This is a genomic window from Desulfobacula sp. (assembly GCF_021107415.1).
Map to the genome: position 1 here is coordinate 1 of NZ_JAIOSW010000408.1, position 25,075 is coordinate 25,075.

The following is a 25,075-nucleotide window of genomic DNA, read 5'->3' on the forward strand; positions in this document are numbered from 1 at the left end:
CAATGGTGGAGTCGGGTCTGGCAAAGTAGATATATTCAAATATGCACAAGGATTTATGCCTGGCAGCCTTGGGATGTCTGATGCTTCGTATACCGTCTTCATCAATAATGACAATTTCCCCGGGATCAAGTTCCCGGATGAATTCAGCCTGGACCAGATCAAAGGCGCAGGTTTCAGATGCCAGGACATAATGGCCGTTGAGTTTTCCAAGGGCTAAAGGCCTGAACCCGTTGGGATCTTTCATACCGATGACTTCACCCTTACAGGTTAAAAGGATCATGGAATAGGCCCCTTCAATTTTTGAAACCGCCTTTAAAATTGCACTCTCAACATCCCCTTTAATCAGGCTTTTAATAAAAAGATGGAGGAAAACCTCTGAGTCCATGGTGGTCTGAAAGATGGAACCCTGTTCTTCGAGCTCTTCTTTGAGGATATGAGCATTCACCAGGTTCCCGTTGTGGGCAACAGCATAGGAGCGGTGCCTGTGGTTGACAACAAAGGGCTGGGCATTGGTTAAAACCGAATCTCCTGTGGTGGAATACCTGACATGACCGATGGCAGAACCGCCTTCAATTCGATCAAGATCCTCCATGTTAAAGATTTCAGGAACAAGCCCCATGCCCTTGTGAGAGAAGATTTTATCATTTATACCCCGGTTTACCGAGATGCCGGCGCTCTCCTGCCCCCTGTGCTGGAGGGCATAAAGGCCGAAATAGGTTATTTTAGCCGCTTCGGGATGTTTATACAGTCCAAATACACCACATTCATCTTTGGGCTTGTCACTCCTGATCATTGGATTTTGGATATAAGGATTATGCATGGTCATTTTCCTGGTGATAGTCTTGAATGGGGTTGACACTGAGCTCCTTTCTTTTCAGAGCCTGGATCGCACTGCAGATGGCCTTTGTGCCATCTGTGGTGGTGGCATATGGAACTTTATATTTAATTGCGGCACGTCTTATTGCATATCCGTCCCGTTTGGTCTGGGTTGATGCACCCGTGTTTAAAATCAGTTGAATTTCGTTATTTGTCACAGCATCCACAACATGGGGCCGGCCGGCAGATACTTTTTTAACCAGTTTAGTTGGAACATTATGCTCATTAAGAAATTTTGAAGTTCCTTTTGTCGCCATAATCGTGATTCCCATTTCATGAAAGCTTTTAGCAACCGGCAGGGCAGCCATTTTATCCTTGTCCTGAACACTTATAAAGACGGTGCCCTGGCTGGGAAGTTTTTGTCCGGCTGCAAACTGAGCTTTAGCAAATGCAGCACCCAGGTCCTTATCAATCCCCATGACTTCACCGGTTGATTTCATTTCAGGTCCTAAAACCGGATCAACATTATCAAATCTGTCAAAGGGCAAAACCGCTTCTTTCACACAATAGTAAGGCGGGATAATTTCCCTGGTTAAACCCAGTTCATCAAGGGTTTTTCCCAGCATGATTTTTGTGGCAAGCTTGGCCAGAGGAACGCCAATGGCTTTGGACACAAAGGGAATGGTTCTTGAAGCCCTTGGATTGACCTCAATGATATATACCTTGCCATTCATGATACCAAATTGAATGTTCATAAGGCCCTTAACATTCAGTTCTTTGGCAATGGCCCGGGCAGCGTCTGTCATTTCGTCAATGTGTCCTTGAGGAATGGAGTGTGGCGGCAGCACGCAGGCCGAGTCTCCGGAATGAATTCCGGCTTCTTCAATATGTTGCATCATACCGCCGATAATGGTTTTCTCACCATCCGAGATGGCGTCCACATCAAGTTCAATGGCTTCTTCAAGGAATTTATCAATGAGAACCGGCTTGTCAGGAGACGCCTGGACAGCCAGATTAAAATATTCTTCAAGATCTTCTTCGTCATACACAATTTTCATGGCACGACCGCCCAGAACAAAAGAGGGGCGAACCATAACCGGATATCCGATATCTCTTGCAACCTTTCTTGCCTCTTCATAGGAATATGCAATTCCGTTTTCAGGCTGTCGCAAGCCCAGCTTGTTTAGCATCGCCTGGAAAAGATTCCTGTCTTCAGCCCGGTCAATGCTTTCCGGGCTGGTTCCGATGATGGGAACCCCTGCTTTTTGAAGATCCGAGGCAAGGTTCAGCGGAGTCTGTCCGCCAAACTGAACAATCACCCCATAGGGTTTTTCCTTTTCAACAATGTGAAGCACATCTTCCCTGGTTAAAGGTTCAAAATAGAGTTTGTCAGAAGTATCATAGTCTGTGGACACGGTTTCAGGATTGGAGTTGACCATGATGGATTCCACGCCTTCCTCTTTCAGAGCAAAGGAGGCATGAACACAGCAGTAGTCAAATTCAATGCCCTGACCTATTCTGTTGGGTCCACCGCCCAGGATAATAACCTTTTGTTTTTCCGATACCCTTGCTTCGCATTCTGTTTCATAGGTGGAGTAGTAATAAGGGGTTGCTGCCCTGAACTCTGCAGCACAGGTATCCACAAGCTTATAAACCGGGACAAGGCCAAGGTCTTTTCGTGTCTGCTCAATTTGTTTCTCCGTCAGACGGGTAAGGTGTGCCAGCTGTTTATCCGAGAAGCCGTATTTTTTTGCTTTCTCAAAGAGATCCCGGGGAAGATCCTTGCCGGCAAGTGTTATCTGTTTTTCAAGATCCACGATCTGTTTCATCTGGTTGAGGAACCATGGATCAATCCCCGTCATTTCATAGATCATGGTGATGGGCATGCCGTGTTCAATGGCATATTTTATGTAGAACAGCCGCTGGGAATTGGGTGTGGAAAGTTTGTACTCCAATTCATTGCCGCTGACACTGCCGGGCAGCGGATCTTTTCCGTCTGCCCCAAACCCGGCACGACCGATTTCAAGGGAGCGCAAGCCTTTTTGAAATGCTTCTTTAAACGTTCTGCCAATGGACATGGTTTCCCCCACGGATTTCATGGCAGTGCTTAAAATATCTTCAGTTTCAGGGAATTTTTCAAAGGTCCACCTGGGAATTTTCACCACACAATAATCAATGGACGGCTCAAAGCAGGCAAGGGTTTCACCGGTGATATCATTGGGAATTTCATCCAGGGTATACCCCACAGCCAGTTTGGCAGCAATTTTCGCAATGGGAAATCCCGTAGCCTTGGAGGCCAGGGCAGAACTCCTGGAGACCCTTGGATTCATTTCCACCACAATAAGATCCCCGTTTTCCGGATTAACGGCAAACTGGACATTTGATCCGCCTGTATCCACCCCGATTTCTCTTATAATAGCAATGGAGGCATCCCGAAGTTTCTGGTATTCCTTGTCCGAAAGGGTCTGGGCAGGGGCCACTGTGATGGAATCGCCCGTGTGTACGCCCATGGCATCCACATTTTCAATGGAACAGATGATGACCACATTATCCGCATGATCCCGCATGACTTCCAGCTCGTACTCTTTCCATCCAAGGACCGATTCTTCCAGCATGACCTGGGTATTGAGGCTGGCATCAAGTCCTGCCTTTGAAAGGCGGACAACCTCTTCCATATTATAGGCAACCCCTCCGCCTGTTCCGCCAAGGGTGAAGCTGGGTCTTACAATGATGGGAAAGCCGATTCGCTTTGAGACGTCTTCAACTTCCTGGATATTGGTGGCAAAGCCGCTCTTGGGGATTTTCAAGCCGATTTTATTCATGGCATTCCTGAAAAGTTCACGGTCTTCAGCCTTGTTAATGGCCTCTTCAGAAGCCCCGATCATCTCAACATTATATTTTGCAAGAATACCTGTTTTAGCCGCTTCAATGGCTGTGTTTAGACCGGTCTGTCCGCCCAGGGTGGGCAAAAGGGCATCAGGCCTTTCCTTTTCAATGACCTTGATAACGGTTTCAGGAGTGACAGGCTCAATATAAACCTTGTCCGCGGTTTCAGGATCGGTCATGATGGTGGCAGGGTTTGAATTGATCAAAATGACTTCATACCCTTCTTCTTTCAAGGCTTTACAGGCCTGGGTTCCTGAGTAGTCAAATTCACAGGCCTGGCTGATAATGATGGGACCGGCACCAATGATCAGGATTTTTTTAATGTCTTTACGCTTTGGCATTTTCAATCACTTTTGCAAACTGGTTAAAAAGATAGGCTGAATCATGGGGCCCCGGGGATGCTTCGGGATGATATTGTACGGCAAATGCCTTTATAGAATCATTCTTAAGGCCCTCAAGGGAATCTTCATTCAGGTTAATATGGGTCATAACAGAATCGTTCTTGCCAATGGTATTTAAATCCACTGCAAATCCATGGTTCTGGGAGGTGATTTCAACCTTGCTGGTTGAAAGGTTTTTAACCGGCTGGTTCCCGCCTCTATGACCGAATTTAATTTTCATTGTTTTTCCGCCCATGGCAATGCCGAGAAGCTGCATGCCAAGACAGATGCCGAAAATGGGAACAAATCCCAGAAGTTCTTTAATAGTGTCGACGGCATAGGTCACAGGTTCCGGGTCTCCCGGACCATTGGACAAAAAGATACCTTCGGGATTCAAATTTTTAATGGTCTTTGCATCTGTAGTTGCCGGAACCACAAGCACTTCACACCCTGCTTCTTCAAGGCACCGGATAATATTATATTTCAGGCCGAAATCAAGGGCCACAACAGAATGTTTCTTGCCTTTGAAACGCCAGATTAAAGGGTCTTGTAATTTATCAATATCAATATAGTCCGGCTGGTTGTATTTCCAGAAATAAGGCTTTTTTGTGGTGACATAGCCCACAAGATCACTACCCTGCATGGATGGGATCTGTTTGGCCTTTTCAACCAGGGAATCGGGATCAAGATCCGAGGTGGATATGACGGCCCGCATGGCACCGGATTTTCGGATATGGCGGACCAGGGCCCTGGTATCCAGATCTTCAATCCCCAGCACATGGCCTTTGATCAGATAATCTGCCAGCGTTCCTTTGGATCTGAAATTGCTTGGAAAATCCTGGTATTCTTTTACAATAAATGCCGCCACCTGAATCCTGTCAGATTCAATGTCTTCGGGGCAGATGCCATAATTTCCAATCAAAGGATAGGTCATGGTAACCATCTGGCCATAATAGGAAGGGTCGGTCAGAATTTCCTGGTAACCGGTCATGCTGGTATTAAACACGACTTCCCCGTTTGATTCCCCGGGTCCTGTAAAACTCCTGCAAGGAAAAATCCTGCCGTCTTCAAGGGCTAATAATGCTTTCATACAAACTCACACCTGTTTAATATAAAGTAACTAATATAAATTTTGGGACTTGCAAAATTCTTTTGCAAATCGAGCCTATTCAATTAACACAATTGGTGTGATTTTGGCAAGTTAGTTCTTGCCTGAACTAATCATTATCTGGTAAATCAGGTGTTACCTGAGACTCTTTTTTTTTCGGTTTTCTGAACCTTTTAAACTTAACTTTCCGCCATAACCCGTCAGTACTGTAACATTCCCAAGCCCAGCGCAGCCATTTGATCAATGCAAATGCAATCCAGAGTGCCCAGGCCAGAATTAAAACACGATACACTGTCATGGATAAAGAAAAAACCACAGGTTGTGGAAGGGTATTACCAGAAATATCCTGATACCATTTTAAAGAATGATCATGCGAACCATTCCCGGCAATCTGCATATTCGGATATCCAAGAAGTCCGTTTTGTATACCATGAAACAGGACAATAACAGCAAGAAGTGTCAATACAGGTAAAATAACCTGTATAAAATTAAATGCAGTATCAGATAATTTTTTCCCGTTTTTCATTCTCAGACCAAGGGACAGGAGCCATGCGGCTACTGGCAGAACCGCTAAAAGTGACGCCTGGGTCAAACCAAGTCCCAAAAGAAACCAGTGATAACTCTTTAATGGTGTTATTTTCAACCTTCCAAGTACTGATGACAATAATAATAACACGAAAACTGAACTCCAAAACAAGACTGCCGGACCCACATAAGGACCTGAACAAAAGAGTATCCATCGATTCTGAGGCATTTTTACAAAGATATATGAATCTACACTGGGAATCCCGATATCCACTTCAGAGGCCTTCCATTTAAAGCCTATATCCTTTGATGTCCGCCATGCAAGTTTGACAGTCTGTGCCCCTGGTACCAGAGGTAAAAGAACCTTATCACCCTCTTGATTAATGGGTTGAGATTTATTGTTAATTATTAGATTCTGGAGTTTGGAGCCAGGCGGTAAAGTTATGGCATGACGGCTTCCGCGGCTGCTTTTTATGTTTAATTCCAGTTCTGCATTGGTTATTCTTTTCCCCGGGCTTAACTTTAAAACAGTGCTCTCAATTGTATAGGTCTGTACTTTAACTCCCTTTGGACGTGTTATATTAATGACAACCTCTTCCCCGGGCCATGGTCGAAACTCAGGAAACCATCTGCCCTCCTGACTCTGATGATGAATAACAGGTATGCCCTGTATATCAGAATGCCACATTGTACCCACATTTATTTTCCAGATCTCAGTCCAATCCAGGGTATCAGCAGCTTTTAATACGAGTTGATCTGTTTTCTCAAGGGAAGATACCCAGTGCGTCCTGGTCTGTTTTGACCCAAGGTTGAGATGGATTTTTCCTCTCTTTACAGGGATATCAGATGTTATCGCTTCACCTTTAAGCAATGGAATTTGAAGGAGAACAGCGGCTCCCACAGGTGTCTTTCTTTGAACTAATGTTTCTATTTTCCATGTAAGCCCTAAATGAAAAATTCTTGTAATTTCAATAAACTGGGGTAAAAGATCGGCTTCAAAAATTTCTGGTTTGTTCTTTTTAGTGCTGATTCTTGTAAGTTGTAATTGATTATCCACAACGCCATTTGAATGCAACCCCTCCACATTCCAGTCATCAGCCGTGATATCAACATAATTTGGTTTTAAAGGAAAAGGGATCTGCACTATGCTTCTGAAAGGCAAAATTCCTGCAAGTTTTATTGTATGAATCCCTTTTGGCACACGTACCCATAAATAACCTGTGTCCGGATCACGATACATGCTTGAAACAGGAGTTCCATTCAGTAGAACAGTTTCGGGGAGCCATAGTTTGGCATTCCCCGGCAAAGGAATTGCAAGGCTTTTATACAGGCTGTGGACTTCCATTGCAATTTTAAGTTTATGCTTGTCTATCACTATTTTCATTCGTGGACTTACAGCGCAATTGGGTGCACAATGAGGCTTTTTTTTTCAATTAATTTAATTTTAAGTTCATTAAGTAATTCTTTTGAAGGAAATGAATTCTCAGCATTTGCAGGCATTGCAGAAAACAGACAAATAATCATTAGAACAATAACACTGATAGCACTTGGTTTTATATTAGAGTAATCAAAACCCTTCCCCTTGGAAAATTTAACTCCGGCAATTCCGTAAATCAGTAAACCAAGCAGGATAACCCGGACAAACCCAAGAACCATATTAATTTTTGGAGATAGAAAAATGAACTTCATTGTTTCATCCCTTTTAACTGGCCCACTCCACGAAAATTCAACTTTATTCCAATTCCATGTTGGCATTCCGGCACCGGTTTGAATTCTTGCATTGGAATCAAACTCATTTACTCCGACTATAACTGCTTTTGCCTGTATGCTTCCTGGATAATATGGTTTTTGCCTGATCTCATCCGTTACATACCTGGCTGAGTCTTCAAGCCTTTCAGCCGCTATTTTTCTTTTCCCAATCATTTTTTTAAGAGGAGCCGCGGGTCTTGCTTGGGGCTTCACCACAGTCGATGCCGGTGCCTGGGGCCGCTTTTGTAATGTCCTGTCCATTGCACGCCATGAATATTCAAGCTGGGGATAAATTCCATGTTTTATCTGGTTTATCATAAAAGGCAGGCTGATAATAACCAGACCGGCAATACAGACCAGCCGATAATTATTAATCAAAGAATATATCTTCCCCTTTGGGATAACCTTTAAAAGAGCAAGCGCTGCCAGGATATGAAGCCAGATCCAGCATGGCGCACCTGATTCATGCTGAATAAGAACAAGAACAACCAACGCAACAAAGCCCCATCTCCATGATCTAAGCCTTGCCACACCAAGCGAGATGATAAGTACAAAAAAACAATCAAATAAATTCCATGACTTCAACCAGGTTTCTCTTATGGTATCAATACCGGATGCATTAAATATTGACCATCCCGGAGGCAAATGAATCTCACCTGCAACTGAATGAAAATCCCGATCCCATCCTGTTACAGGAATCGAGCCCGATTTATTGATTCTACTTTCAGCAGTCATATTAACCTTGCCATAACGCATCTCAATACCTGCTTTGCCGGAATCATCAAGCCGGGTGATAAATTGCTCTTTCCCATTCAGCATAATTCTTCCAGGCTCAACCGGCGGATTTATTGAAAGTCGCCAGCCTGTGGTCATGGTGCCTGAAATACGATCCTTGACAGAATATCCCCTGCCGTCAAAATCAAGCCATAAAATTCTGTTAAGATTAAGTTTGTCCGGTGCAGGGTGAGAGTCGCCGCGTTTTTTTTCTTCAAATCTCATAATGTCTTTAGATAACATTAAATATGCTGGAAAGGATTTCCAGACTTCCGGCATCGTTGTCTGCTGGGGATCTATTTGTGCAGGGCCTTTAATATCAACTGACCGCAAATAATTATGGGGTTCAAATGACCATATTTCTTTATCAGTATTAAAATTTCCCAGAGAAGCTTGAGACAGCGTTTTTACAACACCTTTATGCCTTAAAGTAATTTTAAGCCGCCATTTTCCAGGCTTTGCCTGTATGAGTAATATAACATCGGGTTTAATCTTGACAGGAAGTTTGCTCTCAAGTTTCACAGGAATAAAATCTTTGGTACCGATCCTGCCAATACGTATTTTACGATGTTTGCCGGATATATATAAATCAAGATGGGTTACAACCTGTAAAGGGATATCGTCCTTGATCAACCGGTGTACCTGCACATTACACCGGTTTTCCCTCTTTTGTGCCTCAAGTTCATCCTGACCATGTTTGAGCCAGAGCCTGCCGGTTTTGTCCAAATGTGGAAAAGCAATTTTTTTCCCCTGTACTGATAAATTCAACAAACCGCTTTGTGCAGGTATTTGAACCCATTCAGGCCGGGTATCAAAATAAAAAACTCCTGTTACTATATACTTTCCAGGGGTCTCTATAAAAATTGCAGGATACCCTCCTCGTACACCCACAAGCCATTCTTTATCATTAACTCTAACCTTGTCCGGCCAGAATTTATGATTTCCAGGGAGTTTCACCCATATTTTTTTAGAATATATTTCCCAGGTTTGAGAGAAAAAAGCATCCTTTTCATTAAAATCAAGTCTAAGCTTAGACGGCCATGAGCATACTTTTTTTGAAAGTCTGTTATAAATCAAGGGGCAATTTTTTTTTCCTCTCCGTGCAACACCCAGTCAATCCATGGTTTTAAAGGATCAGGAACTTTTTGATGTGGTAAAGGTTCTGCAAAAAGAGAAGTTGCACACGACAAAACAACCAAATAAATGATAAATTTTTTCATAATTATTTCCTGATTTAAACAGTATTTATAAATTTTTAAAGCTCAATGCCGCAAATCATCACTTCAACAATTCTTTTTCTGGCGTGATTGTCATGATTGATCACCACAATCTGCTGCCAGGTGCCGAGCTGGGCTTTATTATCTCTGACGGGCACGACAATGGAAGGTCCAATGATGGCTGCCTGGACATGGGAATGGCCGTTTCCGTCATGCCAGGCAAGTTCATGCTTGTACTGGGCATCCGGAGGGGCAATCCGGTTGATGGCATCTTTCAGGTCTTCAATGACACCGGGTTCACACTCAATGGTCGTGACAGAGCCGGTTGAGCCAATGGCGGTAACGTGTGCAGTACCATTTTTGATCTGCGATTCTTTTATAATACGATCAATATCAAAAGATATATCATTTATTCCCGGGCCGGTCTCCTGATGCAGGATAATGGTATCAAAAAATGTTTTTGTTGACATTGCACTCTCCTTTTAATGGATGAAATGGTCTTTTTAGCACTTTGGCAGCGATATCAGTCTTTTGTCAAGAAAAAGGGAGGATGAAGCGAGAAAATTATAACCCTTCGGCTACTATTCGCAGTGCTTCCTCAACCATGTACAAGGGTAAATTAATAAGCTTGTAACTCACAGTAGCTGTTTTACCCCTTATTGAAATCAAGATGAATTTAACGCTAAACACCTGAAATCGTAACCACAACAATTTTTTTCCTGGCATGATTATTATGAAATATCATCATCCTGATGAAATAAAAATAAATTAATCGAGCAAAAAAAGTAAGGGTAAATTGGAGCACGCCTGTTTTTATTAATAAAATCAATTGGTTTTCAATGATTGTCTGTTCTGGCACAAAAAATGTAATGCTATTAAATGTGAGAATTGATCAGCTATTAATATTTCAAATGCAGGAGGAAGAATGGGATTCATCTTTGAGAATCATAATGAAGGCGAGTTAAGAGAATATTACAGTGCTGAGTTTAAATTAAATCACCCAAAAATTCTTTATCAGTTCAGGATTCGAAAAAGTATTTCTGAACCGATATTTGCTGTCATTAAAGAAGGGTCCGAGGCATTGGATAATATTAAAGAAGGCGATATTATTAGTATCAGGTATCATTGCCTGGATAAATCAATTCCGGCAGAATCAAAGGATACCAGAATAAAATATATCACCAAGGACAGCACCATTGGATTTAAGGATCATTATGTTATCGGGCTTGACATCCATCCGGAAAAGGGTTTGATAGTGGCTTAATTCATTTGTGTTCTTGATAAAAATTGTTGGCAATATTATGGTGCTATTTATTTAACCTGTAAGGATAGGGTATAAATGGACCATAGCAAAATTGACAAGATATTCCCCGATCTTGATGAAGATCTTATAAAAATAGTAAAAAACAGACTTGATTCTTTTAAAGAAAGCCTGAAAAAGTCCGGGCTTCAAATTGATCCGGACCCTGATTTAGAATCTAATCTTATAAAAATTTTCCTTTTCAGCGAATTTATTGCATCAAGTTTTACTAGAAATCCAGGTATTTATAAGGATCTTATTGATTCAAAAGACCTGCTCAAATCATATTCAAAACATACGATTGAGGCAAGGCTTGAAAAAAAAATCTCCAAAGACATGGATGTGGCAGCGATCAAGGAGATCCTTTTACAGACCAAGTTGTATGAAACCATAAGAATTGCATGGCGTGATTTAACAGGCGCAGCCAGGCTTTCCGAAACGCTTAGCGATCTTTCTTTTCTTGCAGATGCCATTGTTGATACCACCATGACGGCTATCTATGATGAGGTTTGTGAAACCTATGGGATTCCTGTGGACAGCGAAGGAAATTTTCAGGGAATGACCGTGCTGGGCATGGGTAAGCTGGGTGCCGGGGAATTGAATTTTTCTTCGGACATTGATCTTATTTTCGTCTATCCTAAAAAAGGATATACAAACGGGGAAAATATTATTTCCAATGAAGAGTTTTTCACAAAAGTATGCCGCAGGTTTTTAAAGTTTTTTTCAGCCGGATACCATGAAATCAATTTTTACAGGATTGATACCCGGTTAAGGCCTTATGGTGATGGAGGGCCCCTGGTGATGAGCAGTTTTGCTTTTGAAGAGTATTATCAGGCCCAGGGAAGAGAATGGGAAAGATATGCCATGATAAAAGCAAGGCCGATTGCCGGGGACATTGAGGCAGGCTTTAAGCTTTTGAAAGTTTTAAATCCCTTTATTTACAGGCGGTACTTTGATTACGGATCTTTTGATTCCTTCAGGGATATGAAGCAGAGAATTACCCTGCAGGTAAAAAATAAAAAATTAAAAAACAATATAAAGCTGGGCGCCGGCGGTATCAGGGAAATAGAATTTTTCGGGCAATTGTTTCAGATGATCAGGGGCGGTGTGGAGCCCAAACTCCAGGAACGAAAGATCTTAAAGGTTTTGGATCTGTTACAAACCCATCATTGCATTGACGGGGCAACAAAAAAAGATCTGAAAAAAGCGTATGTATTCTTAAGGCTGGTTGAAAACAGGCTTCAGGCCTATGCTGACCTTCAAACCCATGATATCCCTGAAAAAGAAGACCAGAGAAAAATTTTGGCGCTTTCCATGGGAGTTGATGCATGGGATGATTTTGTTAAAAATTTGAATTATCATATGCAAAGGGTTCACTATCATTTCAGTCAATTGCTGGTTTCAGAAGAAGAGGAAAAACCGGATAAAGAGACACAGAATCTTAAAGAGTTATGGATCAATATTAATGATCCCCAGTTTGCCGCAGATTCCATAGCCATTGCCGGTTTTAAAGATCCTGACAGGGTATTAAGCATTTTAAGGTCTTTTGAAGAACATCCCAATACCAAAAGACTGACATCCAATGGAAGGAAAAAACTGGCAAGACTGATTCCGGTTCTGGTTAGAAAAATTGGCCGGCAAAATGACCCCGATGGTATCTTCGTCAAATTAATCGACCTGATTATCACCATTGAAAGAAGAACCTGCTATTTGTCTTTGCTCATAGAAAGCAAAAGTGCATTGGAAACATTGATCACCCTTGCTCAGAAAAGTCCATGGATCATTACATTCCTTTCAAATCATCCTGCATTGCTGGATGAACTCATGCATCCTGCCACACTCTATTTCCCTCCTGATAAACAGGCCCTGGAAAAAGAGATGGAGGTCCGTATGGCAGGTATCCCATCAGCTGATGTTGAGTTTCTGATCGAGGAATTGTGTGTTTTCAGGCAAATTAATTACCTGCGGGTTGCTGCTGCAGATGTAAGCGGAAATTATCCATTGATGAAAGTCAGTGACCATCTGACATATATTGCAGAGACCGTTCTTGCCCAGGTGCTTTTAAGTTCATGGAAAATTGTGACCCAAAAATATGGGTTTCCGCAAGATTTATCGGGTGAAGATATTGATTGCTGCGGGTTTGCCATTATTGCATACGGCAAAGTAGGCGGATTTGAAATGGGATATAAATCAGATATTGATATTGTTTTTTTGCATAAGGGAGAATCAGGGGTTACAAAAGGAAAGGAAAAGAAGAGTATTGATACCATCCGGTTTTATTCAAACCTGGGCCAGAGAATCATCAATGTCTTAACCATGCATACGCCTGCCGGCACTTTATATGGAGCAGATATGAGGTTGAGACCCGGGGGTAATTCAGGGATGATCGTCTCCCATATTGACGCATTTGAAGATTATATGAAAAACCAGGCCTGGACATGGGAACATCAGGCATTGATCCGGGCCAGACCTGTTGCGGGCGACATAGAGCTTTGTTCAAGGTTCGATGAGATCAGAAAGACTATTTTGACAGGGAAAAGGGATATTAAAGTGTTAAAAAAAGAAGTCGGTGATATGCGGGAACGAATGCGGGAAGAGCGTTTAAAATATAAAAAAGATTTTTTTGATTTAAAGCAGTCAAGGGGCGGTATTGTAGATATTGAGTTTCTGGTTCAATATTTAATTTTAAAAAACGCCCATGCGTATCCCGATATTAGTATTTGGACAGATAATATCCGGCTTCTGGAAAGCCTTGATGTAGAAGGGATTATTACAGGACACGAGAGTGAAGGACTCCAAAATGCTTATCTTGTCATGCGAAAAGCCGTACACAGCCTCAACCTCCAGGAAAAGAGCCTTGAACTTCCTCAAAGTCATTTTTCAGAAATAAGAAATCATGTCATTGATCTATATGATCGATATTTAGCAAATTAGTATCTGAATGAAAACCAGAAAATTAGCGGTTTTAGGTTGGGTCCAAATTAAGAAATCAATACAAGGCTGAGCCAGGGCCAGTAGGTAATAATCAGGACGGCTAAAAGCAGTACCAGCATAAACGGGATGGTGGCCTTGTAAATGTCCATGATGGGTTTATTAAATCTATACCCGGCAATAAACAGATTCATCCCCACAGGTGGGGTGAAATATCCGATCTGCATATTGGCAAGAAAAATGATACCCAGATGAACGGGATCAACGCCGTATTCCAGTGCAACAGGCAGCATAAGAGGAACCATGATGATGATGGCGGAAAAAATATCCAGCATGGCCCCGAGAATCAAAAGAAATATATTTAAAAGAATTAAAAAAACAAGTTTGCTGGTCACATAGGTCTGACAAAAGTCAAACAACTTCATGGGCACTTCAGCATCAATCAGGTAATTTGTAAAGCCTAGGGAAACCCCCAGGATTAAAAGGATTCCTCCCACCATCACCATTGATTCCCTGATGATGGCAGCAAGTTGGGACAGCCTGATTTCTTTATAAATAAAGACTTCCACGATTAACACATACATGGCTGTCACGGCAGCTGCCTCGGAAACTGCAAAAAATCCTGAGTAAATGCCTGCAAATACGAATATGGGTAGAGGAATTTCCCAAATAGCCTCCCGGGCAGCGGATAAAGCCTTTTTTAAAGAAAAAGATGTTAAAGGGACAGGATTTTTCCGATTGGCCCAGATGCTCCATAAGGATAAAAGCAGTATCATTAAAACAGCAGGCAGGATGCCGGCAATAAATAATTTTTCAATTGAGATCTCCTGTCCTGAACTCATTTGCTGGGCGATTACCCCATATAGAATCAGGGGAAGGGACGGGGGAAGCAAAAGTCCCAAGCTCCCGGAAGTCGTTACAAGCCCAAGGCTGAATTTGTCTTTATAACCCGCCTCTTTCAAAGCAGGATACAGCAAGGCCCCCATGGCAACAATGGTGACACCGGAGGCTCCTGTAAAAGCTGTAAAAAGGGCACAGACAATAAATGCAACAATGGCAAGTCCTCCGGGCATCCATCCCAAAAAGGCCTGGGTCAGCCTGACAAGACGTCCTGAGGTGTTGCTCTCCCCAAGCATATATCCTGCAAAGGTAAACAAGGGCAACGCCAGGAGAATCGGGGTGTCAGCAATGCGATACAGCTCTATGGCCATGACGGACAAATCAATATCAGCAACATAAAAACCCGTCATGGCGGCAGCAATGATAATGCTGAAAAGCGGTGCGCCCAAAAGAGCTAAAAGAATCAGTATAGTTATGATTAAAATTATCATTGCGGGATTTGCTTAAATATTTTAACCAAGTGGGTAAAAGAAAAAAGGATATATCTGAGACTGATAATGGCAAATGAAATCGGGATAATACTTTCGCAGACCCAGACCGGGATAGCTGCGAATGCCATAAGGCTGTCCTCTCTTTCCATCATCACAAATACAAGACTGAAATATGCCATCACGGCGCAAACCAGTGACGTAAAGACGGCCGTCATGAGATTTGTCAGTTTTTTGATTCTGTCAGGAAGATATCGGGATATTACGTCAATGCTGATGTGATGATTGTTTCTGCTGGCAATCATTGCACCGATAAGACCGATCCATAAGACCAATACCCTGATAAGTTCGTCACCCCATAGAATTCCTGCGTCAAACAGGTTCCTCATGACAATTTGCAGTACAGCCATGCAGATCATGGAGAGTAGAAGCCCGATCAGAATACTGTCCTCAATTTTTTGAAGAATAGTAATGATTATTTGGGTGAAAGACGTTTTTTTACTGGTCATTGGTGATGTGTGCTTTTAAATGAAAATTTGTCAGATGTGCATCCAGTTGATCAACTACATCCCGGGGCAGAATTCCGGCCTCGACCATTTTTTCCGATGCATTACTGCTTACTTTGTGCCAGTTGACAAGGGCATCCTGCGAAGGTGTGATAAAGGTTATCCCCCTGTTTTTTAACGTCTGGATTGCTTTGATATCATCCACCCTGTTTTGAATATCAATTTCCTTCAATGCTTTGGTCATGACGTGTGTGACGATTTCCCGGTCCAGTTCGGCAATTTTTAAAAATTTCTTTTTATTAATAGCAAGTACGGCATAAACATAAATCAGGGGCATGTCTATTACATATTTAATCTGGGTGTGCCATTGCAGTACAATAGCGCCAACAGTAGAGGTTGCCACCGTGTTAATCAGACCGGACTGGAGGCTGGTCCGCACATCGGCAATGGGCAGAGGAATAGGGGTGATGCCAAAGGCCTTAATGGAACTCCGACTGATTTTATCATTGTCCGGGATCCATACTTTCTGATTTCTTAGATCCTCCACCGTCTCAATGGGTTTTTGCGACATAATGTATGCAAATCCGCCGCCCATGAGCCCGAAAGTCACAAATCCTGCTTTATTAAGGCCGTCAATGATATACTGGTCCATATATTTTCTGACATAGTCCACTTCTTCAATATTTTTAAATTTCAAAGGCTGTGCATAGATCTGGTTTGCCGGGAAAAATTGGGAAAGGCTTCCGCCCACAACAGCTCCACCGTGCAGCTGACCAATACGGATTTTTCTCAAAACCGTTTTATCATTGCCCATGACACCGCCGGGATAGAATTTGAATATCACACGATTTTCGGTTTTTTGGGCAACTTGTTTTGCACCTTTTCGCATTTTTTCCATCCACATGGGGCCTTCAGGCGACAGGGTGGCAATTTTTAATTTGACAGCATAGACAGTATCTGTTGTGAGTATAATAAACAGTATCAATACCAGTCGCTTAAGGATTTTCAAAATCATATATATCTCCGGTTTAATATCATTTAAAAGTAGTCATCTGCGCCGTCTATCAATTCTCTGGCCTGTATCTGGGCCTGGATATTTATGAGGGTATATCCCGATACATAGGGATCGGCAGCTATTACATCTTTGAGCAATTGATCATGAAGCTTTCTGTCAAATATCATCTTTGCATACAATTTTGCATAAAGAACCTTTACCATCAGATTTTTTCCCCGGGATAATTTAACAGCTTTTTCAAAATATTGTTTTCCCAGCTCGGGTTTGCCGCCAAGAGCAGGCGGCAGCAAGGTTGCCAATGTTCCCAAATATAGATAGGCAGCACCGTCTCTATAGGTTTCATCAAGTTCAATCACCCGTTGCATGATCAGCTCAATATGTGACATGTCTGCGATGGCATTAAAGTCATTCTTATTGGCCATGATCCAGCCGGCCCAGGCATTACCCAGGGCAAAAAGGGCGGGAACATGTTTTTTTTTCATATTTGAAATGATTTTTTCAAATTCTTCAAATGTTTTGGATTTAAGCATACAGGCATTATTTTTTTCAAGACAGATAGCCCGATTGGCATAATTCAAGGCTTTGGCAGCCATTTTCCGGGATCTGTCAACATCTTTCACAAACAGATCAGCATAGGCTGTGTACAACATGCTAGCCGTGGATAGCAGGGTGTCATTTTCCGGGTCTTTGCTGATCAGGCTGTCGATCATCAGTAAATAGGCCGGGGCTCCGGTTTTTACCAGGGTTAAATCGTCATTGTTTAAAATCGTGCTGGAAAGATGTTCCATCATGTCTGATGTGGCGGATGACATAATGACCGAGCATCCTGACGAGAAAAAGAGACTGGTTATACAAAAAACAAAGACAGCAACAGATGATATGGATTGTTTAAAATTATGGTTCAACATCCGGTGAAGAATCATCAATAAATCAAATCCTTTATCTATTTGGGGATTTTAATAATAATCACTTATCATATATTTTTAAAATTAACTTGTTTGGCAAAAAAAAGCAACAATTGTATTCACCGGGGATTCACAGTAAATCATTAAAATGCAGATATAAGCGTGACACCTGCTATGGCAAGAACGACACCTGAAAATTGGATTTTTTGTATCCTTTCACCAGTGATAACCGTTGAAAGGATAACAGTAACTGCAGGATACAGGGAGCTGATAACGGCAACCTGGCTGAGCATTCCTTTTGAGGCTGCCACGGCAAAGCAAACCGCTGCCATGGTGTCCATGGCGCCCATTAGAAGGATGAGGGGGAGGTGAATTTTACCGATGTTAACGCTATTTTTTGTAAAAAAGAGCAAAGGGGTTAAAATGATGAGTGCTGATAATCTTGAGATCATGGATGCCCAGATCGGGTGATGAGTGCATGCTGCATCCATTGTTATGAAATAAAATCCCACTAAAAAGGCCGAGCCGGCAGCAAGTCCGACTCCCTTGGTGAGCTTCTTTTTCTTTCTTTTCGGATCATTCTCCATGACAGCCATTAATGAACCCAAAATAGCAATGGCAATACCCAAACTGCATAACCCGGAAAGGGTATCGCCAAAAAAAATTCCCCATATGACAGGCAGAATAACACCTGTCGCACTAATGGGAGCCAGGATGGACATGGTCCCAACGGCAAGGCTGCGGTATAACAGAAACATGGCAACAACCCCTATGAGTCCTGCCGGAATGGCCCAGAAAAGCAGCGGATCATTGGGCAAAGGGGAATTCAACAACAAAATAATTATGCCAAGAAGAAAAGTCCCCATAAGGGAGGAAATCATTAAAATACTGAGTGTGGGCAGGCTTCGACTTTTAAGGCCCCCTATAAAATCTGCGATGCCCCAGCCGAAACAGGCAAATATGGATAATGTAATCGGTAACACTTGCTGGTCCTCATGGGTATTTGTACTAAATATTTCTTTTGCTTGTTTTAAATGTAGATTAAAGTTATAAATCAGTAAAATTAATCTTTATTATACATTGAATAAGTATTGATTATGATACCTGATTTAAACAGATTAAAAGTGTTTTACCATGTTTATTCATTGCAAAGCATGAATATGGCAGCAAAAAATCTTTATATTACCCAGCCTGGCGTAAGCCAGCATATAAAAAAACTTGAAGTTGAGATAAAAACGCCTTTGTTTATCAGGCGGCACAAAAAAATTATTCCCACCCGGGCAGCAGATCAATTGTTTGCTATGGTAAAACCATTTATTGAAACTTTAGGCAGTGAAATAAAAAATATTTCAAAACCAATGGACCAGCCCTATGGACTGCTCAGAATTGGAGCACCCCTTGAATTTGGAAAAACGTATTTCCCGGCTATTTGTCATGCCTTTAGAAAAAAGTATAACCAGGTGAGTTTCAGAGTCAGGCTTGAAGAGCCTGACCAGCTTTTAGATATGTTAAATAAGGGCTTGCTTGATTTTGTGGTGATTGATTATTTTTCAGCCAAAGACCAGTTTTTTGGAAGACCGGAACACTACCAGATAGACCCCCTGGCAGAAGAAACCTTTGTTCTGGCAAGTTCAAAAGAGTATTTTGAAAATAAGATGAAGAAAAAAATTTCTTTTGAAACCCTTGTGTCAATGGACTTTATTACAGACGAACATGAGCCCGTTATTCTGAAACACTGGTTCTGGCATTATTTTAAAAAATCTATTCCAAGGTTTAATATTATTATGGCCATTGAAAGCCACCAGGCGCTCTTAAACTGTATCAGGCTTGGAATGGGGCTTGGCATTACAGCAGATCACCTAATCTGGGATGAAATTGAAACAGGAGAAATAATTCCGATTTTCCCCACAAAAGAAAAAGTGATTAATAAAATTTCTCTTGTACAACTCAGGGACAAGAAGCCCACCCTGACTGAAGAAACGTTCCAATCCTTTTTTAAAAAACAAATAAAGACAAAAGAGAGTTTGAAATAAACGAAATATGAGTCATTTACTAGGAATCGGGTTAATATTGATTTCAGCGGCATCCTTTGGTGCCATGGCCATTTTTGCAAAATTTGCATACCTATCCGGAATCAGCCCCCATTCCCTGCTTTTTTACCGATTTGTCATTGCAGTGATGGTCATGCTGCCCATTGCAGTATTACAAAAGAGAAGGTTTCCAAAAGGGAAAGACCTTTATACGCTCATTGCCATGGGAGCGATCGGATATGCGGGTCAATCATATTGCTATTTCACGGCACTAACTCTCATCTCCCCATCGCTCGTGGCAATTTTGCTTTACCTATATCCGGTCTTTGTTGCCGTCTTATCTGTTTTTTTCTTGAATGAAACCTTAACAAAAAATAAACTTTTTGCTTTATGCAGCGCTATTTCAGGAACCATACTGGTCATCGGACTTGAGACCAATGGAAACATGAAAGGAGTCATGCTTGGGATTGGCGCAGCAGTAATTTATTCAGTCTATACCATTGCCGGAGCCAGAGTGATGAGCAGAAACGACGCCTTTACATCCAGCCTTGTTGTCATTACTTCTGCTGCATGCTTTTATCTTTTCTATAATATAAAGGCAGGATTTTTCTTTCCAACGGCATGTCTCTGTTGGATGAATATCATGGCCATTGCCATTCTTTCAACCGTGGTTGCCATTTACACCTATTTTCAGGGGATGAAATTGTCCGGTGCCGTTAATGCATCCATGCTGTCCACCTTTGAACCGGTAACGACAATGGTCCTTGCAGCACTTTTTTTAGGACAGCATATTGGATGGCTACAGATGATAGGAACTGCATTGATCTTGTCTTCCGCCGTACTCGTAGCCATTCATTCAAAATCTGATTAAAAATTGAGATGAATGGTGGAGTTGAGGGTCGTGTAGTGAAAGCCTGATTTTTTTAGGACAGGCGTGATCTCATTTTTTTGGAATCCAGGTCCTGGTAAAGGGTGATTGAAAAGCAGGCTCCCTTTCCGGGTGCGGAATCCACATAAATTTTCCCACCGTGCTCCTGGATAATTCCATATACCACAGAAAGGCCCAGACCCACTCCCTTGCCTTTTTTCTTTGTGGTAAAAAAAGGCTCGAAAATGTTTGATATGGTTTCCTTTGGAATACCGGACCCGGTATCTTTAATCTGCAGTCCAATGGCTTTTTGATTTTTTTTACTGAAGGTTTTAATGGTCAGATGCTTCGTTCCGGAAGTTGACATGCTTTCCACGGCATTGGAGATCAGGTTCATCAGCACCTGCTTTAACTGATCCTCGGAGCCATTGACCAAAGGCAGGTTATGCTCAAGTTCTTCTATGATACGGATGTGGTTTATCTTTAGAAGGTTGGAATTTAATATCAGGGTCTGATCAATCAGATCGTTGACATCAAACTTGACCAGTTCAATTTTCGATTGCCGGGCAAACACCAAAAGATTGCTGACAATACGGCTGATCCTCCGTGTTTCAGTCTCCATCAGTTCCAGGTATTGTAAAAAAACATCAATCGTTTTTTGATCAATAGTGTCTTCTTTTAATATCCGTTTGCTGAGCATTACAAGATTTAATATACCGGCAACAGGATTGTTGATTTCATGGACAACAGACGAGGACAGTTTACCCAAAGAAGCCATTTTATCCTGGTGAAGAAGCCTTTCATGGGTTTCTTTCAACTGGCGGGTTCTTTCTTCCACCATTTTGATAAGAGAGTCTTCGTCCAGTTTTCGCTGGGTAATATCCCGGCTGATTTCAATGAATTTGGCAATTTTTCCTTTTTTTTCCCAGATAGGAAAAATGGTCAGCTCCGTATATCGGGGTTTGTTATTACTGTCCAGCCTTGTCAGCTCAACCTGGCAACGTTTTTTATTCTTGATGACTTCTTCAAGGGGGCAGATATTGTGGCAATTGCTGGGTTTTCTTTTATTTTCCTTTAGAACTTCAAAACATTTGCGGCCGATGACATTCTCCTTGGAACATCCTATATGTTTTAAGAAAGCCGCATTTGTTTCCAGGATCTCCCTTTCCGGGGATATGATTAATACAAAATCTTTGATACCACTGAGAATGGCTTGAATCTCTTTTTCAGGCATTTTCACAATCACATCCTTTTAAAAAAGGTTATAAGCAATCGGAAATATGATTAATTTCTAACACGGGATGAATTGTGAAAGCAAGGTGTTGATAAAAAATAAAGTGTTGAAAAATTAGAATTCTGTGTTGAAAAATCCAACAGCAGTGAAGATGCTTGATGATAAGTGGATTCCATCGCATTGATTTGCAAAGAGTCATATGAGCTGTGGTGAAATCCTACAATTTGAAATTTCCCACTCTACAGCACCCGTCCTGTCAGGCATATCAAATCCAGACACTTACGCGGGTTTCAACCTTATATTTGTTTTTTTTCCCGGCCTGGTATCCTTTTTGCTCTTATTAAAATTAGTAAATAGGCAAAATAATAATTCATAAAAAGAAGAAAAGGCCATGACACAATTAATGAGACCCGCAAAATCCAAAAACATCTGGAAAGCCGTAAAAGACAAAAACGATCATCCCTGTATCTGGATGCAGGCAGGTGTTGTAAAGAAGAAAAACTGCAATAACTTTTATGACTGCACCAATTGCAAGTATGATGATTCCATGACCAAAATGGCGGTAGCCGGCAAACACACCACCTGGCAGGACGCCCTGAGAAACAGGGACAGCACGGACAGAACCTGCAGGCATGCGTTGACCAACAGGACTGGAAACAGGGTCTGCCCCATGAACTATAATTGCCGGCGCTGTGATTTTGACCAGTATTTTGAAGACACCCTTTCCCCGAAAATCGGTCATTCCATGGTGTATTTGAAAGAAGTCAAAGGCTTTGATATTGCCGACGGATATTATTTTCACACCGGTCATACCTGGGCCAGTATCGACAGTGGCGGCCTTATCCGTGTCGGTCTTGATGACTTCTCATTCAAGGTGCTGGGCGGCCCGGATGCCTTTGACCTGCCCCTGACAGGTCAGGAATTAAACAAAGGAAAGGTAGGCTGGGGCATGAAAATAAAAGAAAATCCAGCCGATATTCTCTCCCCTGTAAACGGGGTCATCACCGAGGTCAACAACACTATCAGGAAATCCCCGGATCTTTCAAGGACCGATCCTTATGGTGACGGATGGCTCTTTACCATTCACAACTCCGATATAAAGGGAACCGTTAAAGATCTTATAAGCGACAACGACAGCGTGGAATGGCTGGGACAGGAAGTGACCATACTTGAAAAAATGATTGAAAAGGTAACAGGTCCTTTGAGCGCAGATGGCGGTCTCTTAAAGGCGGATGTATATGGAAACCTGCCAACCCTTGGCTGGCATAACCTGACCCACACCTTTCTTAGAACTTAAAAAAAGGATGCTGCAAATGGAAACAAGAGTAAAAGAAAATACTCCTGCCTGTATCTGGATGCAGGCAGGAGTGGTAAAGAAAAAAATATGTATAAAGGATTTTTCCTGTACAACCTGTAGATTTGACCGGGCTTTAAGAAAAGCCTGCTATGAAAATGAGCATCGTCAAAAACAGGGCGTGGTCTTAAAGGGGAAAAGGGGCAACCTTATTTTCTGGAAAGAAAAGCTTAGAAAGCAGCCCCTGGCAAAGAGACCGTGTATCCATCACATGAAAGGCCATATTGATTTTAAAGCCTGCCCTAAAACCTATAATTGCATTGATTGTGAATTTGATCAGTACTTCCATGACCAGTTCAAGGTTTATACAGTTCTAAAACCAGTGGAGTTTCATGATATCAGTGGTGTGTCCCTGCCCATGGGATATTATCTTCATCCAGGGCATACATGGATGAAAATAGAAGACCGCAACAATGTCCGCATCGGAATTGACGATTTTGCTTCAAGGGTTCTGGGAAAATTTACCACCATAAAAACCCCTTTGATGGGCAAACAGGTTGTCCAGGGGAAAAATACTATTCATATCTCCAGAAACGGGCATAAAGCATCATTTTTATCGCCTGTCAGCGGAGTGATCACCCAAGTCAATTCACAGGTGAGCAAAAATCCCGGCCTGATAAACCATGATCCGTATATAGACGGATGGGTATTAAACCTTTATTGCCTGAACCTGAAACAAGACCTGAAACAATTGATGTTCATGGATTCAAATAAATCAATCATGAACAAGGAAGTGGACAGACTCTATGCATTTTTAGAAGAAGAAACACAGCTTGCGGCAGCTGACGGCGGAAGACTGGGCTCCGATCTTTTCGGGAACCTGCCCGGAATCTCCTGGGACACGCTCTTAAAGCTCTTTATCCGCAAAGATCCCTGATGTTGTCGGCCAAAAAAACATTGCAATACCGGCAAAACCGATTTGATTTCCTGTCAACGTCATCAAGCTTTCTGCAATAGTGCATGATACACCTTTCATCTTCACAGTGCCGAAGATCAAAGGTATGCCCGAGTTCATGGATGGCTTCCTTCACAATCCTGTTGAACCCCTTGTTAATCATCTCGACTTCAAGACCGGTAATCAGCCTGGAAATAGATATGATGCAGGCTTGTCCCCCAAGCTGGGCCTCTCCATAGACATGGGTGAGAATAGGGATAAAAAGGTCTTCCCTGGTTACTGCAATAATCTTGATACAATCATTGGGTGCATTTTTTTCCAGCTTCTCAAGTATTTTTGTTGAATGATACTGATTGCGCTCTGCATCATAGGCAAAAAAGATATCATCTAAAACCTTCTCCACCCTGGCGCTGAACCCGAAAAATTTGCCCACATCCGTTGCAATGGTATCACTCATCCAGAGCGGGATATCTCCAATTGGGGAAACGACAATAGTATCGGTATTATTCATTTGCCAATGTTAGGACCTTAGCTATTTGGACCGGCTGTCTTTCAGGTCATATCGTTTGATCTTATTGTACAGGGTTGATCTGTCAATACCAAGAATGGCGGAACATTTGGAAATATTCCAACTGGTTTCATCCAGAATTTTGGAAATATGGTATTTTTCCACATCATTGAGTGAGAAATACCTATTTTTCAGTTCGTTTTCCAGCGTCTTTACAATGGGAAGGTCTAAGGGGGTAATGGTGCGGGTCTTACAGACCACCACTGCTCTTTCAATGGCATTGGAAAGCTCCCTTACATTTCCCGGCCATTCATACAGCATGAGTTCATCCATGGCATCTCTGCTGATTCTTTCCACTCCTCTGTTAACCTCCTGTGTGATCTTCATCAAAAAATGCTCAGCCAGCAGGGGAACATCTTCTTTTCGCTCCCGCAACGGCGGCATGGTAAAGGTTATGACATTCAGGCGATAATACAGGTCTTCACGAAAAGTCCGATTTTTAATGGCCTGTTCAATATCTGCATTGGTTGCTGCGATGACCCTGAAATCGGCTGTAATGGGCTGGGTACCCCCAACCTTATAAAATATTTTATCTTCCAGAACCTGGAGAAGATCAATCTGCATCCGCATGCTGATCTCACCGAGTTCATCCAGGAACAATGTCCCGCCGCCGGCAAGTTCCAGGCGGCCTTTCCGGGTTTCCTTGGCATCTGTAAAGGCCCCTTTCTGATGACCGAAGAGTTCGC

The 25,075-nt window shown here is 42.2% G+C and carries 21 protein-coding genes; 6 read left to right on the forward strand and 15 right to left on the reverse strand.

Annotated elements, in window-relative coordinates; all coding sequences use genetic code 11:
* From K8S13_RS20560 to K8S13_RS20590, 7 genes are all read right to left on the reverse strand, one after another.
* A partial coding sequence (locus K8S13_RS20560; RefSeq protein WP_291465570.1) for a class II glutamine amidotransferase occupies positions 1–793 on the reverse strand: 793 nt, incomplete at its 3' end.
* 19 nt (positions 794–812) lie between these two features.
* Positions 813–4,043, reverse strand: coding sequence for a carbamoyl-phosphate synthase large subunit (gene carB / locus K8S13_RS20565; protein WP_291465539.1), 3,231 nt, complete (start codon positions 4,041–4,043; stop codon positions 813–815).
* Complete coding sequence (gene carA, locus K8S13_RS20570) at positions 4,030–5,172, reverse strand: glutamine-hydrolyzing carbamoyl-phosphate synthase small subunit (protein WP_291465541.1); 1,143 nt, start codon at positions 5,170–5,172, stop codon at positions 4,030–4,032. Before carA ends, carB begins: the two co-directional genes overlap by 14 nt.
* 127 nt (positions 5,173–5,299) lie before the next feature.
* The gene (locus K8S13_RS20575; protein WP_291465542.1) at positions 5,300–7,099 is read right to left on the reverse strand and encodes a hypothetical protein; all 1,800 of its coding nucleotides are present in this window, start codon (positions 7,097–7,099) and stop codon (positions 5,300–5,302) included.
* An 8-nt stretch (positions 7,100–7,107) separates the two neighbouring features.
* Positions 7,108–9,315: a hypothetical protein gene (locus K8S13_RS20580; RefSeq protein ID WP_291465544.1), complete on the reverse strand. Its 2,208-nt coding sequence runs from the start codon at positions 9,313–9,315 to the stop codon at positions 7,108–7,110.
* Complete coding sequence (locus K8S13_RS20585; RefSeq protein ID WP_291465546.1) at positions 9,312–9,458, reverse strand: hypothetical protein; 147 nt, start codon at positions 9,456–9,458, stop codon at positions 9,312–9,314. Before K8S13_RS20585 ends, K8S13_RS20580 begins: the two co-directional genes overlap by 4 nt.
* Before the next feature lie 35 nt (positions 9,459–9,493).
* The gene (locus tag K8S13_RS20590; RefSeq protein WP_291465548.1) at positions 9,494–9,925 is read right to left on the reverse strand and encodes a secondary thiamine-phosphate synthase enzyme YjbQ; all 432 of its coding nucleotides are present in this window, start codon (positions 9,923–9,925) and stop codon (positions 9,494–9,496) included.
* Between the two features lie 455 nt (positions 9,926–10,380).
* On the opposite strand from K8S13_RS20590, the gene K8S13_RS20595 reads away from it, so the two are divergent.
* Both K8S13_RS20595 and glnE read left to right on the forward strand, forming a co-directional pair.
* The gene (locus tag K8S13_RS20595; RefSeq protein ID WP_291465550.1) at positions 10,381–10,719 is read left to right on the forward strand and encodes a hypothetical protein; all 339 of its coding nucleotides are present in this window, start codon (positions 10,381–10,383) and stop codon (positions 10,717–10,719) included.
* 75 nt (positions 10,720–10,794) lie between these two features.
* Entirely contained in the window at positions 10,795–13,689 is a 2,895-nt protein-coding gene (glnE, locus tag K8S13_RS20600) for a bifunctional [glutamate--ammonia ligase]-adenylyl-L-tyrosine phosphorylase/[glutamate--ammonia-ligase] adenylyltransferase (protein ID WP_291465551.1), read from the forward strand.
* A 47-nt stretch (positions 13,690–13,736) separates the two neighbouring features.
* Here glnE and K8S13_RS20605 read toward each other — a convergent pair whose 3' ends face one another.
* From K8S13_RS20605 to K8S13_RS20625, 5 genes are all read right to left on the reverse strand, one after another.
* A complete protein-coding gene (locus K8S13_RS20605; protein WP_291465552.1) occupies positions 13,737–15,017 on the reverse strand; it encodes a TRAP transporter large permease subunit in 1,281 nt (426 codons plus the stop codon).
* Positions 15,014–15,523: a TRAP transporter small permease gene (locus tag K8S13_RS20610; protein WP_291465554.1), complete on the reverse strand. Its 510-nt coding sequence runs from the start codon at positions 15,521–15,523 to the stop codon at positions 15,014–15,016. Before K8S13_RS20610 ends, K8S13_RS20605 begins: the two co-directional genes overlap by 4 nt.
* Entirely contained in the window at positions 15,513–16,535 is a 1,023-nt protein-coding gene (gene dctP, locus K8S13_RS20615; RefSeq protein ID WP_291465556.1) for a TRAP transporter substrate-binding protein DctP, read from the reverse strand. The genes K8S13_RS20610 and dctP overlap by 11 nt, the downstream gene beginning before the upstream one ends.
* 23 nt (positions 16,536–16,558) lie before the next feature.
* Entirely contained in the window at positions 16,559–17,458 is a 900-nt protein-coding gene (locus K8S13_RS20620) for a TRAP transporter TatT component family protein (RefSeq protein WP_291465571.1), read from the reverse strand.
* A gap of 125 nt (positions 17,459–17,583) precedes the next feature.
* Positions 17,584–18,423: a DMT family transporter gene (locus tag K8S13_RS20625; RefSeq protein ID WP_291465557.1), complete on the reverse strand. Its 840-nt coding sequence runs from the start codon at positions 18,421–18,423 to the stop codon at positions 17,584–17,586.
* Between the two features lie 114 nt (positions 18,424–18,537).
* Here K8S13_RS20625 and K8S13_RS20630 point away from each other — a divergent pair, with 114 nt between their 5' ends.
* Positions 18,538–19,473, forward strand: a complete 936-nt coding sequence (locus K8S13_RS20630) for a LysR family transcriptional regulator (protein WP_291465559.1) — start codon at positions 18,538–18,540, stop codon at positions 19,471–19,473.
* Positions 19,474–19,480: 7 nt separating this feature from the next.
* Positions 19,481–20,341, forward strand: coding sequence for a DMT family transporter (locus K8S13_RS20635; RefSeq protein ID WP_291465560.1), 861 nt, complete (start codon positions 19,481–19,483; stop codon positions 20,339–20,341).
* Between the two features lie 52 nt (positions 20,342–20,393).
* On the opposite strand, the gene K8S13_RS20640 is transcribed toward K8S13_RS20635, so the two are convergent.
* Positions 20,394–21,572 (reverse strand): ATP-binding protein, encoded by a 1,179-nt coding sequence (locus K8S13_RS20640; RefSeq protein WP_291465573.1) that lies wholly within the window; start codon positions 21,570–21,572, stop codon positions 20,394–20,396.
* A gap of 391 nt (positions 21,573–21,963) precedes the next feature.
* On the opposite strand from K8S13_RS20640, the gene K8S13_RS20645 reads away from it, so the two are divergent.
* Together K8S13_RS20645 and K8S13_RS20650 are read left to right on the forward strand one after the other, a co-directional pair.
* Positions 21,964–22,869: a glycine cleavage system protein H gene (locus K8S13_RS20645; RefSeq protein ID WP_291465562.1), complete on the forward strand. Its 906-nt coding sequence runs from the start codon at positions 21,964–21,966 to the stop codon at positions 22,867–22,869.
* 16 nt (positions 22,870–22,885) lie between these two features.
* Positions 22,886–23,803, forward strand: a complete 918-nt coding sequence (locus tag K8S13_RS20650; protein ID WP_291465564.1) for a glycine cleavage system protein H — start codon at positions 22,886–22,888, stop codon at positions 23,801–23,803.
* Here the strand turns inward: K8S13_RS20650 and K8S13_RS20655 are convergent.
* Complete coding sequence (locus tag K8S13_RS20655; protein WP_291465566.1) at positions 23,784–24,332, reverse strand: archaemetzincin family Zn-dependent metalloprotease; 549 nt, start codon at positions 24,330–24,332, stop codon at positions 23,784–23,786. The two genes, K8S13_RS20650 and K8S13_RS20655, sit on opposite strands and share 20 nt — an antisense overlap.
* A gap of 21 nt (positions 24,333–24,353) precedes the next feature.
* Positions 24,354–25,075, reverse strand: a 722-nt coding sequence (locus tag K8S13_RS20660; protein ID WP_291465568.1) for a sigma 54-interacting transcriptional regulator, incomplete at its 5' end; no start/stop codon positions are given.

Excerpts from the sequence above, each read along its gene's own strand:
- carA (WP_291465541.1), bottom strand. The coding sequence starts at position 5,172 with ATGAAAGCATTATTAGCCCTTGAAGACGGCAGGATTTTTCCTTGCAGG.
- K8S13_RS20610 (WP_291465554.1), bottom strand. The coding sequence starts at position 15,523 with ATGACCAGTAAAAAAACGTCTTTCACCCAAATAATCATTACTATTCTT.
- K8S13_RS20590 (WP_291465548.1), bottom strand. The coding sequence starts at position 9,925 with ATGTCAACAAAAACATTTTTTGATACCATTATCCTGCATCAGGAGACC.
- K8S13_RS20655 (WP_291465566.1), bottom strand. The coding sequence starts at position 24,332 with ATGAATAATACCGATACTATTGTCGTTTCCCCAATTGGAGATATCCCG.
- K8S13_RS20645 (WP_291465562.1), top strand. The coding sequence starts at position 21,964 with ATGACACAATTAATGAGACCCGCAAAATCCAAAAACATCTGGAAAGCC.
- glnE (WP_291465551.1), top strand. The coding sequence starts at position 10,795 with ATGGACCATAGCAAAATTGACAAGATATTCCCCGATCTTGATGAAGAT.
- K8S13_RS20595 (WP_291465550.1), top strand. The coding sequence starts at position 10,381 with ATGGGATTCATCTTTGAGAATCATAATGAAGGCGAGTTAAGAGAATAT.
- K8S13_RS20585 (WP_291465546.1), bottom strand. The coding sequence starts at position 9,458 with ATGAAAAAATTTATCATTTATTTGGTTGTTTTGTCGTGTGCAACTTCT.
- K8S13_RS20630 (WP_291465559.1), top strand. The coding sequence starts at position 18,538 with ATGATACCTGATTTAAACAGATTAAAAGTGTTTTACCATGTTTATTCA.
- K8S13_RS20650 (WP_291465564.1), top strand. The coding sequence starts at position 22,886 with ATGGAAACAAGAGTAAAAGAAAATACTCCTGCCTGTATCTGGATGCAG.
- carB (WP_291465539.1), bottom strand. The coding sequence starts at position 4,043 with ATGCCAAAGCGTAAAGACATTAAAAAAATCCTGATCATTGGTGCCGGT.
- K8S13_RS20605 (WP_291465552.1), bottom strand. The coding sequence starts at position 15,017 with ATGATAATTTTAATCATAACTATACTGATTCTTTTAGCTCTTTTGGGC.
- K8S13_RS20635 (WP_291465560.1), top strand. The coding sequence starts at position 19,481 with ATGAGTCATTTACTAGGAATCGGGTTAATATTGATTTCAGCGGCATCC.
- K8S13_RS20620 (WP_291465571.1), bottom strand. The coding sequence starts at position 17,458 with ATGATTCTTCACCGGATGTTGAACCATAATTTTAAACAATCCATATCA.
- dctP (WP_291465556.1), bottom strand. The coding sequence starts at position 16,535 with ATGATTTTGAAAATCCTTAAGCGACTGGTATTGATACTGTTTATTATA.
- K8S13_RS20575 (WP_291465542.1), bottom strand. The coding sequence starts at position 7,099 with ATGAAAATAGTGATAGACAAGCATAAACTTAAAATTGCAATGGAAGTC.
- K8S13_RS20640 (WP_291465573.1), bottom strand. The coding sequence starts at position 21,572 with ATGCCTGAAAAAGAGATTCAAGCCATTCTCAGTGGTATCAAAGATTTT.